A 17,846-nucleotide genomic window follows, 5' to 3' on the forward strand; every position below is an offset into this window, starting at 1 on the left:
AATCCATTCTATTTAATGGTATCGTACCACCACTCTTCCTAGCTTTTTTGAAAATTTTCCCCGCAATTCAATATAACTCATCGCCAATGATAATGACTCCATATTATCGGAATCTGGCTCGTTAGAAACGGAGTTTTTTAACTCTTCTATTATTTCACTGAGTAAAAACCATCTTAAAGTGAGTAATGTATCCGAAACATCTTGATTTAACATCTCCTCTTTACTTTTGGGAAAAATATTTTGTCCTGTCCAATTGTGTAAGACGTTTTTTTCATCTTCCATTATTATATTAGTTACTTCGTCTGGAATAGCTGACTGAAAATGGTTTATGTATTTTTCAAGGTCAGAATCTTCATTTTGTAAATAATAATCAATTAGATTTTTATAAATCTCTCTAAATATCGGACTTGCAAATTCTACTTCATCATCTTGCAAACTCAAATAAATTTTCTGAAAAACTTTTAGTTCTTTAATTTCAATGACATCAACAATTTCTCCGTCGCTGTTGGACTTTAACAAAACTTCTTCAAATTTTTCTGTCTTGTTGCCATAAAGCAATAGTATTTCAATTATTTTGCGCTCAAAACGATACAAAGCATCTACTTTATCGGTTTCGGCAGTATTTTCATTTTTAACATAGTCAAAGGCATTCTGCAATTGCTTTTGTTGCTGTTTTTTTCCAGTTTCAACAATATCCTTTTGTACTAATTGTGCTAAAGTACTGAGCAAAACCTGCTCGGAAATGTCCATAATTCGAGAACATTCTTGTATATAAATTTCCCGTTGAATTCTATCAGGAATTTTAGAGATACTCACCACCATATCCCGAATTAAATCTGCCTTTTTTACGGGATCATTTTTAGCTTCGTTCATTAAAAGTGAGGCTTTGAACTGGATAAAATCTTTTGCGTTATTTTCTAAGTACAAAACTAAATCTTCGTAAGAATTTTTCTTCGCAAAACTATCCGGATCTTCTCCATCAGGAAAAGTGCATACTTTAACATTCATACCCTCTTCTAAAATCAGATCAATTCCACGAACAGAAGCCCGCAAGCCCGCGGCATCTCCATCAAAAAGTACGGTGATGTTTTTAGTCAATCTATTTATTAACCGAATTTGATCTGGTGTAAGAGCGGTGCCTGACGACGCAACAACGTTTTCAATTCCCGATTGATTGAACTGAATCACATCAGTATATCCTTCGACTAAATAACAATTGTTGAGTTTGGCTATTGCTTGTTTAGCCTGAAAAATACCGTATAAGACTTTACTCTTGTGATATAGCTCACTTTCAGGAGAGTTCAGGTATTTTGCTGCTTTCTTATCATTGGTAAGAATTCTACCTCCAAAACCAAGCACTCGACCCGACATGCTTTCTATGGGAAACATAACACGACCTTTGAATCTATCAAAAGGCCTGTCATCTCTAGGAATTGTGAGCCCAGTGCTTTCTAGAAACTCTAATTTATATCCTTTCCCTAATGCTTCTTTGGTAAAAGCATCCCAACTTTCGGGCGAGTATCCTAGACTAAACTTCTTAATGGTTTCATTTGTAAATCCTCGTTCTTTAAAATAAGAATACCCGATTGCTTTGCCTTCTTCAGAGTTAAAGAGGGTGTCGTGAAAATAACTTTTTGCGAATTCAGAGACGAGATACATACTTTCACGAACATCCGTAATGGCTTTCTCTTGATCCGTTTGCTCGGTTTCTTCTATTTCAATATTATACTTTTTGGCCAAGTACCGTATTGCTTCCGGATAGGTAAAATGGGAATGTTCCATCAAGAAAGCTACAGAATTCCCTCCTTTTCCAGAGCTAAAATCTTTCCAAATTCCTTTAGCCGGCGAAACCATAAACGAAGGAGAACGTTCTTCTGAAAAAGGACTCAGTCCCTTAAAATTACTTCCTGCTCTTTTTAATTGCACAAAATCTCCAATAACCTCCTCTACTCGAGCGGTTTCAAAAACAGTGTCTATAGTAGCTTTTGCGATCAAATTTATTAATTTTTTTAAGCCAAAGTTACACCGTTTGTCCAACAATAACCGGCACTATTTCAAATTAAACTTCCGTTTTTATTACATCCAAATCAATTAGACTAATTCCCTTATTTGATGATCAACACAATAAATAAGAAGCTTTATGTGATTTATTTCTATTATAAAAAGCAATGCGTTTACCTGTAAACACATTACATTTCTAATTTCCTTTATTTTCTTTTCCGCAAAAATTATCGTCATCATTGCTTGATCATCAATACAATTGACAAATTTTCTGAAAAACAATTTCATTTCTTTTACACTACAAACTTCAAAGGCACATGGACTACTTTTTTAGTTTCAAAGAATTCAGCTTCAAAAAAATCAGCTAAATCATATTCTGTAGCTTTAGGAAAATCTTTAAGTTCTTCCGTTAAATCACCTCCTTTTAGATACAGAATTCCATTTTTTAATTCATGCTTGCTGTTTTTTTTGATTTTACCTTTCACCCAAGAAACAAAATCTGGCATATTGGTTACGGCACGGCTCACAATAAAATCGAAATCTCCTTTCACATTTTCAGCGCGCATTTGCTCTGCTTTTACATTTTTTAGTTCCAATCCTTCGGCTACAGCCTGAACCACTTTTATTTTTTTTGCAATAATATCAATCAAATAAAAACGAGTTTCTGGAAATAGAATTGCTAATGGTATACCGGGAAATCCTCCACCGGTTCCCACATCCAGTACATACGTCCCTGGTTCAAATTTAATGATTTTTGCAATTCCCAATGAATGCAAAATATGTTTAGTATACAATGCATCAATATCTTTTCTGGAAATAACATTTATTTTCTCATTCCAATCATGGTACAAAAAGTCCAGTTTTTGAAACTGTTCTTTTTGAATAGTAGTTAATTCGGGAAAATGTTTCAAAATTTCATCCATCTTATAATTTTTTAACAAAAGTAATACTTTAGAGTTAAAAATTTTATCTCAATTTTGTATACCAAAAAATTTATAATAATTACCTTTGAACTTTATTGAATATTATATGATAAATACACCACCAACATTTGCAAAACAAGATAGTCTGAAATTTTTCAGAACGCTTAACTCACGGGTTAACAATTACTTTAAAGAAAACAATATTCAAAAAACTGGAAATTGGACACTTTATTTAAAAACTGCAATCTTAATTACTGTTTTTCTCGCCCCCTATTTTATAATTCTAACACTTGATATGCCTTTTTGGACCCATCTTATGTTAACTATCGTGATGGGAATAGGTATGGCAGGAGTAGGAATGAATGTGATGCACGATGGGAATCATGGTTCTTATTCTAATAAGACTTGGGTTAATAAATTCATGGGTGGAACTATATATGTACTAGCAGGAAATGTTTACAACTGGCAAGTACAACACAATGTTTTACACCACACTTACACAAACATTCCGGGCCATGATGAAGATTTAGATGCCGGACGCGTCATCCGTTTTACAAAAGATGCCAAATGGTACAATTTTCACCGTTTTCAGCAATATTATTCGGTGTTTTTGTACGGATTACTTACATTCAACTGGGCAATTACAACTGATTTCAGACAAATGAGAAGTTATCTGAAAAGAAAATTATCTTATGGCGAACCAAAAAGTCCAAAAATACTTTGGACCACTCTAATCATAACTAAAGTTATCTACGTATCAATATGGATTGTTTTACCAATCGTTATTGGAATTACGTGGTGGAAAGTTCTAATAGGATTTTTTATCATGCACTATACCGCTGGTCTGATTCTAAGTGTTGTATTCCAATTGGCTCACGTTGTAAAAGAAACAACAAATCCATCTCCTAATGAATTGGGTGAAATGGATAATACTTGGGCAATTCACCAATTATTTACTACAACTAATTTTGCTCCAAAAAACAAAATTGTAAATTGGTATACCGGTGGATTAAATCACCAAATTGAGCACCATATTTTTCCTAATATTAGTCATATTCACTATGGCAACATTGCAAAAATTGTTAAAGAAACCGCTCAAGAATGCAACTTGCCGTACTATGAATATAATACAATGCGAAGTGCTGTAATTGCTCATTTTAAGCATTTAAAAGAATTGGGAATGAAACCAGAACTGACATAATATAACAAAACACAACATGTTGTAGAGATGCACTGCAGTGCATCTCTACATGCAATAATAATAAACTAACTACAACCTATTACAATGAATCCATTATCCGATAGAATAAATAATTTATCTACGTCTCAAACATTAGCAATGGCTGCTTTAGCCCGAGAATTAAAATCCCAAGGAAAAGACATTATCAGTTTAAGCTTAGGCGAACCTGATTTTAATACACCCGACTTTATCAAAGAAGCGGCGAAAAAAGCAATAGATGAAAATTACAGTACTTATTCTCCAGTTGAAGGATATTTAGAATTAAAAGAAGCCATCTGTAGAAAATTCAAAAGAGACAATAATTTAGAGTACAAACCGTCTCAAATTGTGGTTTCAACAGGAGCTAAACAATCGTTATACAATATTGCACAAGTAATGCTAAATGACGGCGACGAAGTAATTTTACCTGCACCTTATTGGGTTTCGTATTTCGAAATCGTAAAATTGTCTGGTGGGATTCCTGTAGCAGTTCCAACATCTGTGGCAACTGATTTTAAAATCACACCCGAACAATTAGAGGCAGCCATTACACCAAAAACAAAAATGATGTGGTTCAGTTCTCCTTGCAATCCAAGTGGATCTGTATACAACAGAGAGGAATTAACAGCGCTTGCCAAGGTATTAGAAAAGCACCCACACGTGTACGTTGTTGCTGATGAAATTTACGAGCACATTAATTTTTCTGGGACTTTTTGCAGCATCGCTTCGATCCCGGGAATGTTAGAAAGAACAATTACCGTAAATGGAGTGGCCAAAGCTTTTGCCATGACTGGTTGGAGAATTGGTTATATTGGCGGACCAGAATTTATCGCTAAAGCATGTACAAAAATTCAAGGCCAAGTAACAAGTGGTGCTAACAGCATCGCTCAACGTGCTACCATAACTGCTGTAGATGCAGATCCAAGCGTTTTGAAACACATGGTTGACGCTTTCCATAGCCGCCGAGATTTAGTAGTGGGATTGTTAAAAGATATCCCAGGAGTAAAAATTAACGTTCCCGAAGGTGCTTTTTATGTCTTTCCAGATGTATCTTCTTTCTTTGGAAAAACATTAAGAGGAACATTCATCAAAGATGCAAATGATTTTGCCATGTATCTTTTAGGCGAAGCAAATGTAGCAACTGTAACAGGTGATGCTTTTGGAAATCCAGATTGTATCCGTTTTTCTTATGCCACCAGCGAAGAATTGCTAATTGAAGCCTTACGTCGAATCAAAGAAGCAGTCGCACAATAAACAAAAATTATAAAGTCGCACATTAGCAGCTTAAAATATAACTTTCAGTATAAGACAAAGCCTCAAGAAAACTTGAGGCTTTGTTGTTTGGTATCATCAAAAGATCGGAGCTTTCCTTGTCATCATCAATTTATATTGAAAACGCAACCTTAAATAACTGCAAATTATATTGTCATTTTCTAAAAATATAACAAAATAATGTAATGCCACACGAAGATCTTTTTATACTTACATCCAAATAAATTACCGATCAACTATGGTTGCTACTATGGGTTGATTTAAAATACCTCTCACAACAGAATAAAAAAAGGCAAAATCAACTGACTTTGCCTTTTTTAATGTGTTAATGTTTATATTTTCTTTTTAATAATTCACGCTTAACCCAAAGCCAAGTCCCATATCACTATCATAATGCGTTGTAATTCCAAAATTTCTCTTTACGATATAGCGAAAACCTGCCATATATTCTTTGTCCGTATTCCACATCAAATTAAGCCGTAATCTTTTAGAAACCGGAATATCCATCCGTTCAAATTGCAACCTAACATTTCCATCGGTATAGACTTCGGCTTGGGCTTTGATCAGCATAGGCATTGTATATTCGACACCGGCGCTAAGAACAGCACGATTGTCTTTAGTGTTCGTTTGTCCAAAAAGATTTTCTTCCATTTCTCCCATTTCCATTTTTCGAAACCTCCAGTCAAAACCGATAAACGGCATCAACCACTGCATTTTTCCAATGTACCGTCCAATGTGCGTTTCGGTTTCGTACCCGTGCTGTTTGGTGTAGCCCAAACGCCATTCGGTACCAATGCTCCATCTTGTGTTTTGAATCATCAACATTCCGTCATTTCCGTTGGTGGCAAAATCATTTTCAGCCATTACATGAAAAGCTCTGTCATCAGCAAATAAGTTCCGTTGTGCTAATTTGGGATTTGGAATCAATGGATTTGGTTCTTGATCCTCGTAACTAAAAACCCGCCCCATTCCAGCCATCATGTGATATAGAATGTGACAATGAAAAAACCAATCGCCCTTAACATTAGCACTAAACTCTATCGTATCAGTTTCCATAGGCATGATATCGATAATATTTTTCAGCGGAGCATATTCCTCTTTGCCATTCAGCACTCTAAAATCATGTCCGTGTAAATGCATGGGATGCCGCATCATGGAACCGTTGAAGAGTACTATTCTAACATTTTCCCCTTTTTTGATTAAAATTTTGTCAACTTCTGAAACTACTTTATTGTCCAGACTCCAAATATACCGATTCATGTTTCCTGACAATTCAAAACGCAATTCTCTAACCGGTGCATCTTTGGGTAATGTTGTTTTAGTAGGTGATTTCAACATTGCGTAGTTCAGTGTAGTGATGTCTGAAAGTCCATTACTTTTATAATCATCTTCTTTCATTTTCATATCTTCTTTTTTTGGAGAAGAATCATCCATTTTCATATTCTTCATATCGTGCGAAGAATGATCCATTTCTTTTTTAGTGGTCAAAGCACCAGTAATTTCGGGATACATCACTACATTCATATCCATTTGGTTCAGTGACATTTGCATACCCATATCATCTAAATCACCATTCATTTTCATCATGCCGTTCATCATTTTCATCCCCTCAAAATACTTAAGTCTTGGCATAGGCGCAATCAATTGCTTGATACCATCTCCTATATAGAGCGAAGCCGATTTAGTACGATCCTCCGCTGTTACTAAAAACTCATACGCTGTTTTATCAGCTGGAATCGTTACAACAACGTCATAGGTTTCGGAAACAGCAACGATTAATCGATCGACTTCAACAGGTTCCACATCATTTCCATCGCTTGCAACAACTGTAATTTTCCCTCCCGCATAGTTTAACCAAAAATAGGTGGAAGCGCCACCATTAGAAACTCTTAAACGCACTTTATCACCAGCTTTGAACTTCTTCATCTCTGATGTATCTCCAAAGGAAAGGGGAGAAGAAACTCCATCTATTTGACTTTCATTTTTTCCGTTTATCAGGAATTTATTGTAATACACATCACTTACGTCCATCGCATTCATTCTTTTCCATTCGTTTGCAACTTTGGTTTTAAAATGTCCTGCTTTTATTGCCTCACTATAGCTTTGTGTGGTTCCTTTTTGGATTGCAAACCAGTCTGTAGCATTATGTAACATCCGATGTACGTTTTCTGGTTTCAGATCTGTCCATTCACTCAGAATAATTGGAAAAGTTGGCAAATCATCAATACCTTTTCTAAACGTTGAATCATCCGTTTTTTTATTCATCACAAAGGAACCGTACATCCCAATTTGTTCCTGCAAACCTGTGTGACTGTGGTACCAATGTGTTCCGTGCTGAATAATAGGGAACGTATATTTATGGGTCGTGTGCGGTTTGATAGGCATTTGTGTCAAGTTAGGAACACCATCTTCTTTATTTGGTAAAAATAATCCATGCCAGTGCAAAGAAGTGTCTTCATCTAACTCATTATGTACATAAATTTCGGCAATATCACCTTCAGTAAATGTCAGTGTTGGCATTGGAATTTGTCCATTTACGGCAATAGCCCTTTTGGGTGTCTCGCCAAAAGTGACAATCGTATCCCGTACATATAAATCATATCGAACCACCTTTTGAGCGGTAGCATTCAACGCAAAAAGCAATAGTATAACAACATATTTTTTCATAAAAAACATTAATTTTTATAAGAAAATGGCACCGCCCTTCCTAACTTCCATTTTATCTCATTCCAAAAATTCGAGATCGTGGAGTAATTATGACGATTTCATTTTATAATTTTAAATTTCGTAATCGCAACGCATTTGCAATTACAGAGACAGAGCTGAAACTCATTGCTAAAGCCGCAATCATTGGCGAAAGCAAAACGCCAAAAAACGGATACAAAACACCCGCCGCAATAGGAATTCCAAGTACATTGTAGAAAAATGCAAAGAATAAATTTTGTTTGATATTTTTCATCACGGCGTGACTTAGGTTTTTCGCTTTAACAATGCCTTGTAAATCTCCTTTTACTAACGTTATTTTTGCGCTTTCTATCGCAACATCAGTTCCGGTACCCATTGCAATTCCTATTTCGGCTTGCGCCAAAGCTGGAGCATCGTTGATTCCATCACCCGCCATGGCTACAATTTTCCCTTCGGACTGCAATCGTTTTATTTCTTTGAGCTTATCTTCAGGCAAACAACCCGCTTTAAACGAGGTTAAATTCAGTTGTTTTGCCACCGCTTTTGCCGTATTTTCATTATCTCCAGTAAGCATAATTACCTCAACTCCCTGACGCATCAATTCTTTGATTGCCGCAACACTTGTGGCCTTGATGGCATCAGTTATAGACACGAATCCTACTGCAATTGCGTCAACGGCGATGTAAGAAACCGTTTTTCCCAATTTTTGTTCGGCTATAATTTGATGTTCTAATTCATCCGAAACCTCAGCATTAACTTGTTCCATCAACTTTTTATTTCCAAGAGCCACTTTTTTATTGGTTACCGTCCCAATAACTCCTTTACCAGAAATTGCTTCAAAGTCCTTAACTTCAATTAATGAAACTGATTTCGCTTTCGCAAAATTGACTACGGCTTCCGCCAAAGGATGTTCACTGTATTGATTTAAAGATGCAATGCTTTGTAACAAAGAATCTCCGTTATCATTCAACGAAAACACTTTTTCCACAGAAGGTTTCCCTTCAGTGATTGTTCCTGTTTTATCTGTAATCAGAACATTTACTTTATTCATGTTTTCTAGCGCTTCGGCGTTTTTTATCAAAACTCCCGATTGCGCTCCTTTACCAACGCCAACCATAACTGACATGGGTGTAGCTAATCCTAAAGCACAAGGACATGCAATTATCAAAACGGCAATTGCATTAATAAACCCATAAACTAGTGCAGGTTCAGGACCAAATTGTGACCAAATAACAAATGTAATTACGGATGCCAAGACCACAATTGGAACAAAGTATTTTGCGATTCTGTCCGCTAGTTTTTGGATTGGCGCTTTTGAACGGCTGGCAGTATTAACCATTTCTATTATTTGCGAAAGCAAAGTTTCTGAACCTACTTTTTCAGCAATCATCAAAAAGGATTTATTCCCATTTATAGTTCCGGAGCTAATGTCATCTCCTGTATTTTTATCAACAGGAATTGGTTCTCCCGTTATCATAGATTCATCAATGGTGCTTTCACCATCGGTAATTTTTCCATCCACCGGAATTTTATCTCCAGGTTTCACGCGCAATACATCTCCTTTTTTGATGTCATGAATCGATATCACTTTGTCTACCCCATCGATCACCAAAGTGGCTTCTGTTGGCGCTAATTTTAACAATTCTTTTATAGAACCACTCGTTCGGCTATGTGCTCGAGCTTCTAACAGCTGCCCCAATAAAACCAATGTTAATATTACTGTTGTCGCTTCAAAATAAAGATGAACCGCTCCATTTTCCGTTTTAAATTCGTTTGGGAAAATAGTTGGGAAAAATAATCCAACTAAACTAAATAAAAAAGCGACTCCGGAGCCAATTCCAATAAGGGTAAACATGTTTAAATTCCAAGAAACAACGGATTTCCATGCACGCTCAAAAAACATCCAACATGCATAAAAAACCACAGGAAGCGAAAGTCCTAATTGCACCCAATTCCACTTTGAAGCATCCATAATTTTCATCAACGGATTATTAGGGATCATGTCTGACATGGCAATCACAAAAATGGGAACTGTGAAAACTACCGCAATTTTCATTTTACGCACCAAATCATCATACACCTTATTTTCTTCTGAATCAGTGGGCTGTATTGGCACTAAATCCATACCGCAAATGGGACATGAACCAGGACCGTCTTTTATAACTTCGGGATGCATGGGACAAGTGTAACTTGTTTTGGCGACACTTAATGCTGGAACTTTTTCCAGATTCATTCCGCAAACGGGACAGCTTCCAGGTTGATCATATACTTTTTCACCTTCACAATGCATCGGACAATAGTATTTTCCTTGAGCGGTTTCGGGTAAAATTACGGTTGATTTTTCCTGTTGTTTATTCGAACCACAGCATGACTTCTCGATTGATTTTTCCTTTGCTTCAGATTCTTTTTCTAAATACATATTACACACCGGACATCTTCCTGGTTTGTCATACACTTTGTCTCCTTCGCAATGCATGGGGCAATAATATTTCCCGTGAGTACTAGAATTTTCCTTCATTTTACTCTCAGCATGCTGATGCTTATCATTACTGCAACAGGATTTTACCTGCGCTTCTTTTTTTATATTGCTAGATGGCTCTTTAAGCTGGCTCATCTCTATGGTATACTTTCCAGCGGCAGTAAGTGCTTCTTGTAATTTCTCAGTTGGAATGTGTTTTTCCATTGTTATGGTCGCAATGTCCGGGTCTAAAGAAACGACTGCTTCAACCCCATCAATGGAATTCAATGTTTTCTCCACCGTCGTACGACAGCCGTCGCAGGACATTCCGGTAACAATATAGTTATGTATCATTTTACATGCTATTTTAAATTAGTAGTACAAATATAGGAAAGTTATGACCCTTTTTCGTTACACAATTATGGTAGCCATTTGTAAGATTTACAAACTATCAATTTGTTTTCTAGTATTCTCTTCCTGTTTTTTTAAAATACGATCGTGTAAACCCGGTCACTTTTTTAAACTGATTACTTAAATATCCTACATTGCGATAAAGGAGTTCAGTATAAATTTTGCTCAAGCTTAATTCATCATAAAAAAGTATCCTTTTGCTTTTTCAATCATTTGCGCAATTTACTAATGTTCTAAAGACTATTTGCCAACCTTTCTATTTCATTCATCGCTACTTAAAAGGATAGTCCTATCTCCCAAAACTTTATATAAATAACGGAATGCTCCATTTTTTCCAATTTCTTTTTCACGACCACTTGATAGCACAAACAATGTTTTTTATTTATAACCCCATTTGTAAAGTTGGTTTTACAGTGCTCTATCAAAGTTTATCCTTTTAAGGATATAAAAGAAATTTTTTATAGAAAATTAATCACTTAAAAATCTATAAAACAAACACATATATGTTTTATAGTAGCGTCTTAATTCCCTCCATAGGATCGCAGTCTTTTCAAGATTTTACATGAAATTTTGCCGGCATAAGTTTTTGAAGTTTCCCCAATTTTTAGAGGATGATCATACAAAAACGACCTATTCCTTCCATAAATAAGCAAAACAGTATTTCCTTACTCTCTTTGGCTAACACTTTGTGATAAAAAGATTATGTTTAAAAAACTATCCCCCCAATAATGCATTCTCTGAGAGATTAAAATAGACAAGGGCAAATACATCTCTCCAGCACCATTACAACTAAAAATGTTCTTAAATATGGATATTGGTCAAATATGTCTTGTGGGAACTGGCATTCCGCAGCCCCTGCGTTAATTACCTTATCAGAAATAGGTAAGGCTAAATCCAGAACGTCACTATCCGCCGAATTAATCAAAACGATTAATCCGATAAATCCGCATGTTGAAAAACATGAAAAAATTGAAAAAATAATCGTAATGAAAGAAGATTGGAATGTCGACAACGGATTAGAGACTCCAACTATGAAAGCAATGGGTCAAAACCTTTGAATAATTCATATTCGCTGTAAATGGCACAAGCTCCGGTAACCACAACTTCTTTAGTTAAATCTAAGGCTGATTTAATTTCGATTATTCAATTCTGCTCCGTTGAATATGATTTAATTTTTTTTATTATTAAAATCGTACCGATAGTCCACCTCCAGCACCAAAGCGGTTATCGTAGCTGCCCATAAGTGAAACATTTCTGGATAGAAAATACTCAGCTCCTGCACTCCACACTGTTTCTGAAGTAAAGTCTTTATCCATTGGCAGATTATTTACAATCCCTAAATCTAATTGATATTCATAATAGCCAAAAACAGATACCTTAGGAAATATCATTATGCTTCTACCTAATGCAATTCTTGGTCTTAACTTATTATCAACACGCACATCAAAATTAAACAAATACGGTGTTAAATAACGGATCCCAACCACCGCAGTAGTATTAAATTGGCCCAAACTGTTGCGCGTTTCATTTTCAATATTAACTCCTCCATAAACTCGTAAGTTATCGTGTAAATAGCGTTCGTAAGTAAACTCTGCTTCTACGTTTTTGTTCCAACCATATTCTAAAGAGGCATTGAACTGATTTCTAATATTTGAAGTAATAAGATTAAAACCAGTTGTATGTGAGGCTACATCCATCATACCCCAAGAATACCATTTATCTGTTTCTTGAATAATTTTAGAAACGGGAAACTCTTCCATTCTAGGGTCTCTTGCTGTATCGTATGACACCACTCTTGCCATACCGCCCATCATATGATAAAGGATATGACAATGAAAAAACCAGTCACCATATTCATCGCCATTATTTCCATAAAATTCTATAGTCACCTTTTGCATTGGCGGAACATTAACCGTGTGCTTTAGCGGGGAATAATCTCCGTTTTTATTGATAACCCTGAAGAAATGACCGTGTAAATGCATAGGGTGGTGCATCATTGTAAGATTATTAAAGGTAACTCGAGTTACTTCCTTACTACTTATTTTAATTTTATCAGCTTCTGATAGTGGCACACCATTCATACTCCAGATATAGCGATTCATATTTCCTGTAAGATTCAACAATACTTCTTTTACGGGAATATTTTTATTATAATTTGTTTTCTTTGGAGATTTCAAATAGTCATAATTATACCCCGAAAACAAGTCCATCCCTACCATACTTTCCTTTTTCATGGCATCATTTGGTTGACTCATATCCATTTTAGACATCTTTGAATCTTCCATCTTCATACCTTTCATTTTAGAATGATCCATTCCCATAGAATCTTTTGGTTTGCCCATGTCCATTCCTGACATCTTATCCATTTGCATACCATATTCTTCCTTCATCTTAAAGCGTTCGTCCTTTTTTGGTTGAAATTTTATAGCGTGAGCTCCCATTTTCATATCCATTTTTGCCATTTTTTGCATCATTCCAATTTTATCTGGTCTTGGAATGATCATTGCGGCTAACACTTTTCCATTCCCAATAAATGCAGATGCAGTTCCTGAACCATCTTGGGCTGTGGTTTTAAATTCTATTTTTCCTTCCTCTGGAACAGTAATAATAAAATCGTAGGTTTCAGCAATACCGATGAAAGTCTTGTTCTTTTTAACTGGCATTACATCAAGTCCGTCAGCAGAGACTAATATTGGCTCTTCTCCTCCAAAAGTCATCCAAAATGATGTTGATGCACCTCCATTAATGATTCTTAATCGCACTTTCTCGCCAGCTTTAAATTCTGGATACTCGACCCTTTCTTCGCCATTAATTAAAAAAGCTGGGTAATATACATCAGCTATATCAGCACCATTCATTCGTTGTCGCCAAAAGTTTAACTGCGCTCCAAAAGCTCCTCGTTCAATAACCTGATTTAATGGTGTAGCGGTTCCTTTTTTGATACTGTACCATTCATTCCCTCGTTTTAAATTTCGAAGGACATTCATTGGTTTTTCGTTTGTCCAATCTGACAACATCAAAACCAAATCTTTATCGTATGTTAAGGTTTGTTTTTTTGGCTTGATCACAATTGAACCAAATACGCCACTTTGTTCCTGCAACAAGGTGTGAGAGTGATACCAATATGTTCCCGACTGTTTAATAGGAAATTCATATTTCTGTGTTTGTCCGGGCTTTACAGGCGGTGTGTTTAGATAAGGAACGCCATCATAGAAATTTGGCAATAACAATCCATGCCAATGCACCGATGTTTCTTGGCTCATTTCATTTTTTACATAAATCACGGCATATTCACCCTCTCTAAATTCTATAGTTGGTCCCGGAATTGTGCCATTAATAGTCATCCCCTTAACTTCTTTGCCAGACTTGTTTACCATTTCTTCCTTGATCGTCAAGTTGTATTCGTGGACAGGCAAATTTTTAACATTTCCCTTCACGGACTGTCCCAAAACTGAACTCATGGGGATTAGTAATACAATTATTATAATTTTTATGTTTTTCATCTTTTTTTTAACTAACTTCTCTGCAATTGTATAAGTATGTGTCATAAGTTGGCTATTTTAAGTTAGCCATACAAAGATCCGAATGAAATGACTATCTGTTATTACACAATTACGGTAGTCATTTGTAAGATTTACAAACTGTCAATTTGTTTTCTAGTATTCTCTTTCAACTTTTTGAAATGCGTAGGCGTAAAACCGGTCACTTTTTTAAACTGATTACTCAAATGGGCTACATTGCTATAGTTAAGTTGAATAGCAATTTCACTCAAAGTCAGTTCATTATAAACAAGTAACTCTTTTGCTTTTTCAATTTTTTGGGCAATAAAATAATGTTCAATTGTAATTCCTTCGCTTTCTGAAAATAGCTTACTCAAAGCGCTATAGTCTTGCCTCAAATTTTCAGATAAATAAGTTGATAAATTAATTTTTATTTTTTCATTTCGATAATGAACCAAATCAATAACAAGGTTTTTAATCTGCTCAATCATTTTGCTTGTTTCTTCTTGCAATAATTCAAAACCAAGGCTTGTAAGAGTATTTGCCAGGCTTTTTATTTCACCTTCAGATAATTCACGGGATAATTCTACCTCCCCTAATTTTATTGAAATTACCGGGAGCTCCATTTTTTCCAACTCTACTTTAACGGCCACTTCACAACGACCGCAAACCATGTTTTTTATGTATAACTTCATTTATAAAGTTGTTTTTAAAACGTATTGCTAGAGTTTATCCTTTTAATGCAGAAAAAGAAACTTCTTACAGAACATTTATTATTTAAATTACTGACTATACTAATATTACATATCCATTCCAGCCATGGGGTCACTGCCTTTGCGGAATTTATATTCGCTGTTAATAGCGTAAGCTCCGCTAATGACCACTTTTTTATTTGGATCTAACGCTGATTTGATTTCAATCATTCCATTCGATTCCGCTCCGGTTTCAACCATTACATTTTCAAAAATCCCATGGCTTTTTTCGACCCAAATATAGGTGGCGTTTTGTTCCCTGATAACTGCATCGATAGGAATAAACATCCCTTTTAGATTGGATTGTGTTAATCTGGCTACTGCCTGCATTCCTGGTTTTAAAAGCAAATTCGGATTAGGCACTTCCATTCTGATTAAAAGCAATCTAGAATCTGGGTCGATCTCGGGATTGATAAATGTAACCTTTGCGTTTATCTCGTTATTCGGATAATCCACAAAAGACAGCTTTGCAGTCTGTCCTGTTTTTAAACTTTTAGCATAGTTTACGTTTACTTGTGTTTCAAGCCAGAGACTGCTTAAATTGGCTAATTTAATAATGGCTGCGCCTTCCATGACATAGCTCCCCTCAGTTGCCGTAATTTCTGAAATATAGCCGCTATAGGTACTGTAAAAAGTAGTATAGGGCGAAATTTGGGAACTGATTTTAATACTTTCAATTTGGCCGTTGGATAAGCCAAAGAACAATAGCTTTTGCTTGGCCGCATTCAACATACTTTTTGCGTTTTTACCAAAATCGCCGGGCATGGACAGTTGTTGGTATGCTGCGAAATAATCTTGTTTGGCTATGGCTATATCTTCACTGTAGAGCTGGTAAACGGCCTGGTTTTTTTGAATATAATCCCCTTCCGTTTTAAAGTATAATTTCTCGATTCGTCCCATAACCCTAGCAGAAATAGTTTTCATTCCCTGCTGATTCATCACCAAAACTCCAGTATAGTTTTCGATCAGACTCGTTTGCGTTTCAGAAATCATCTGTACTCTGATATTTCCCAATTTAATCTGTTGGTCACTGAGCATAATCTCATTAGAAGCAGAATTGTCCTTTTTCATTGGAGTTAAGTCCATGTGACAAATTGGGCACTTCCCCGGCTTTTCCTCCTTAACTTGTGGATCCATCGAGCAAGTATAGTAAATATCTTCTTCTGCCTGATGCTCACTATGCTCCTCCTTATTTTTACTGTTGCAGGCAACGACCAAAGCGAAGACCATAAATAGAAACGCTATTGTTTTTATCTTTTTCATAATTATTCCGTTTTTATAAAACTTCCGCTATCAATTAGATACTGCGCGTTCCTGGCAAGAGTATCGCGGCTAGAGATTCCTTCGATAACCTGAACAAAATCATTTATTTCGATACCTGTTTTTATTATTGCAGTTTTAAACCCATTCTCTTTTTTGACAAAAACTATCTTTTTAGTCCCAATGCTAACCAAAGCCTGTTTTATGAGCCAAATCCCTTTTATTGGATTTGTTTCTATAATTCCCTGCAGCCGCAAACCAACAGGGAATTTCAGATTTTTATTATTTAAATAAACCCTGATTCGGTTGGTTTTTTCATTTTGGTTGAGTTGCGTCTCAATAAAGCTCACTTTTGCGTTGAAATAATCCTTTTCATCTAACTCCGACGAAATTCTAATCGGCTGATTTACTTTTATCAGACTGTTGTAGCCTTGGATAACATTAAAGACAGCCCATACTTTATCCGTATTCAATAACTTAAAAACCACTTCATTTTTCTTGATATAATCTCCTTCCTTTAAAGCCAAAGAAGTTGTTGTTGTCCCTATACTTTGCATATTCCCTGTTGTGCTTTTGCCCATGCTTTCCGTCCCCTCTACAATTCCACTACTTGGACTATAAATAGAAATTACCGGATTTACCCTTTTGGCTGCAGCCAATGAATTAATCTGACTACTACTCATTCCGTAAAGCAATAATTTTTGTTTTGATGCTTTTATGATTGAAGCGTTCTCCGAATCATTGGATATTAAATAAATATAATTTTGCTGTTCTGTCAGTAATTCAGGGCTATACAAATCAAAGAGTTTTTGACCTTTATTGACTTTTTGAAACTTATAATTCACATACATTTTTTCTATCCTACCACTAATTCTTGCGGATATGTTTACGGACGAATTAGGGTCGTAGGCCAAAAGTCCCGGCAAATGAAGTTCACTACTTATTGTCGTATCTACAGGCATAGTCGTTTGAAAATTCCCCACTACAAACTGATCCGTAGGTCGCAATAAGTGTTCTATGGAATGGTTTTCTTCGGGCTGTTTTTCGCTCACTTTTTTCACCAAAGTCATCCCGCAAATGGGACAATTTCCGGGCGCATCTCGGATTATCTGTGGGTGCATCGAGCATGTATAAGATAAATTTTGACTTGGCTCTTTATGTACTTTAATCAGCGTCATCCCACATTTATGACAAGTTCCTGGTTGATTACTAAAAACGGAATCTTCTGGCATGGGACAGGTATAGCTTAACTCATCATTTGAAGAAAAAGCACTATCCCCGTAACTGGTTCCAAAATAATAAGTCGCAAGACCTGTAATTCCAAGAACCATAACTAACAGACTATATTTTAAATATTTATTCATA

At 35.8% G+C, this 17,846-nt stretch carries 11 protein-coding genes; 3 read left to right on the top strand and 8 right to left on the bottom strand.

Annotation, left to right across the window (positions count from 1 at the left end):
- Positions 1-12: 12 nt before the first annotated feature.
- Positions 13-1,995, bottom strand: a complete 1,983-nt coding sequence (gene dnaG / locus ACEN2F_RS03665; protein WP_441736207.1) for a DNA primase — start codon at positions 1,993-1,995, stop codon at positions 13-15.
- Positions 1,996-2,294: 299 nt separating this feature from the next.
- Positions 2,295-2,924 carry a 16S rRNA (guanine(527)-N(7))-methyltransferase RsmG gene (rsmG, locus tag ACEN2F_RS03670; RefSeq protein WP_441736209.1) on the bottom strand — a complete coding sequence of 210 codons (630 nt, stop codon included), beginning with the start codon at positions 2,922-2,924 and terminating at the stop codon, positions 2,295-2,297.
- A 106-nt stretch (positions 2,925-3,030) separates the two neighbouring features.
- On the opposite strand from rsmG, the gene ACEN2F_RS03675 reads away from it, so the two are divergent.
- Both ACEN2F_RS03675 and ACEN2F_RS03680 read left to right on the top strand, forming a co-directional pair.
- Positions 3,031-4,125: a fatty acid desaturase family protein gene (locus ACEN2F_RS03675; protein ID WP_441736211.1), complete on the top strand. Its 1,095-nt coding sequence runs from the start codon at positions 3,031-3,033 to the stop codon at positions 4,123-4,125.
- Positions 4,126-4,209: 84 nt separating this feature from the next.
- Positions 4,210-5,397 carry a pyridoxal phosphate-dependent aminotransferase gene (locus tag ACEN2F_RS03680; RefSeq protein ID WP_441736214.1) on the top strand — a complete coding sequence of 396 codons (1,188 nt, stop codon included), beginning with the start codon at positions 4,210-4,212 and terminating at the stop codon, positions 5,395-5,397.
- Between the two features lie 363 nt (positions 5,398-5,760).
- On the opposite strand, the gene ACEN2F_RS03685 is transcribed toward ACEN2F_RS03680, so the two are convergent.
- Positions 5,761-8,082 (bottom strand): multicopper oxidase domain-containing protein, encoded by a 2,322-nt coding sequence (locus ACEN2F_RS03685; protein WP_441736216.1) that lies wholly within the window; start codon positions 8,080-8,082, stop codon positions 5,761-5,763.
- A gap of 103 nt (positions 8,083-8,185) precedes the next feature.
- Positions 8,186-10,912: a heavy metal translocating P-type ATPase gene (locus ACEN2F_RS03690; RefSeq protein ID WP_441736219.1), complete on the bottom strand. Its 2,727-nt coding sequence runs from the start codon at positions 10,910-10,912 to the stop codon at positions 8,186-8,188.
- Between the two features lie 881 nt (positions 10,913-11,793).
- Between ACEN2F_RS03690 and ACEN2F_RS03695 the strand changes: the two genes are divergently transcribed.
- Positions 11,794-12,027: a hypothetical protein gene (locus ACEN2F_RS03695; protein WP_441736221.1), complete on the top strand. Its 234-nt coding sequence runs from the start codon at positions 11,794-11,796 to the stop codon at positions 12,025-12,027.
- Between the two features lie 126 nt (positions 12,028-12,153).
- Here the strand turns inward: ACEN2F_RS03695 and ACEN2F_RS03700 are convergent, their stop codons facing one another.
- The 4 genes from ACEN2F_RS03700 to ACEN2F_RS03715 all read right to left on the bottom strand — a co-directional run bounded on the left by ACEN2F_RS03700 (position 12,154) and on the right by ACEN2F_RS03715 (position 17,845).
- Positions 12,154-14,472, bottom strand: a complete 2,319-nt coding sequence (locus ACEN2F_RS03700) for a multicopper oxidase domain-containing protein (protein WP_441736224.1) — start codon at positions 14,470-14,472, stop codon at positions 12,154-12,156.
- 131 nt (positions 14,473-14,603) lie between these two features.
- The gene (locus ACEN2F_RS03705; RefSeq protein WP_441736226.1) at positions 14,604-15,164 is read right to left on the bottom strand and encodes a helix-turn-helix domain-containing protein; all 561 of its coding nucleotides are present in this window, start codon (positions 15,162-15,164) and stop codon (positions 14,604-14,606) included.
- Positions 15,165-15,269: 105 nt separating this feature from the next.
- Positions 15,270-16,484 (bottom strand): efflux RND transporter periplasmic adaptor subunit, encoded by a 1,215-nt coding sequence (locus tag ACEN2F_RS03710; protein ID WP_441736228.1) that lies wholly within the window; start codon positions 16,482-16,484, stop codon positions 15,270-15,272.
- 2 nt (positions 16,485-16,486) lie between these two features.
- On the bottom strand, positions 16,487-17,845 hold the full coding sequence (locus tag ACEN2F_RS03715) for an efflux RND transporter periplasmic adaptor subunit (protein WP_441736230.1): 1,359 nt from the start codon (positions 17,843-17,845) through the stop codon (positions 16,487-16,489).
- Position 17,846 lies beyond the last annotated feature (1 nt).

Origin of the sequence: Flavobacterium sp. W20_MBD1_R3, assembly GCF_052119725.1 — a bacterium.
GTDB lineage: Bacteria > Bacteroidota > Bacteroidia > Flavobacteriales > Flavobacteriaceae > Flavobacterium.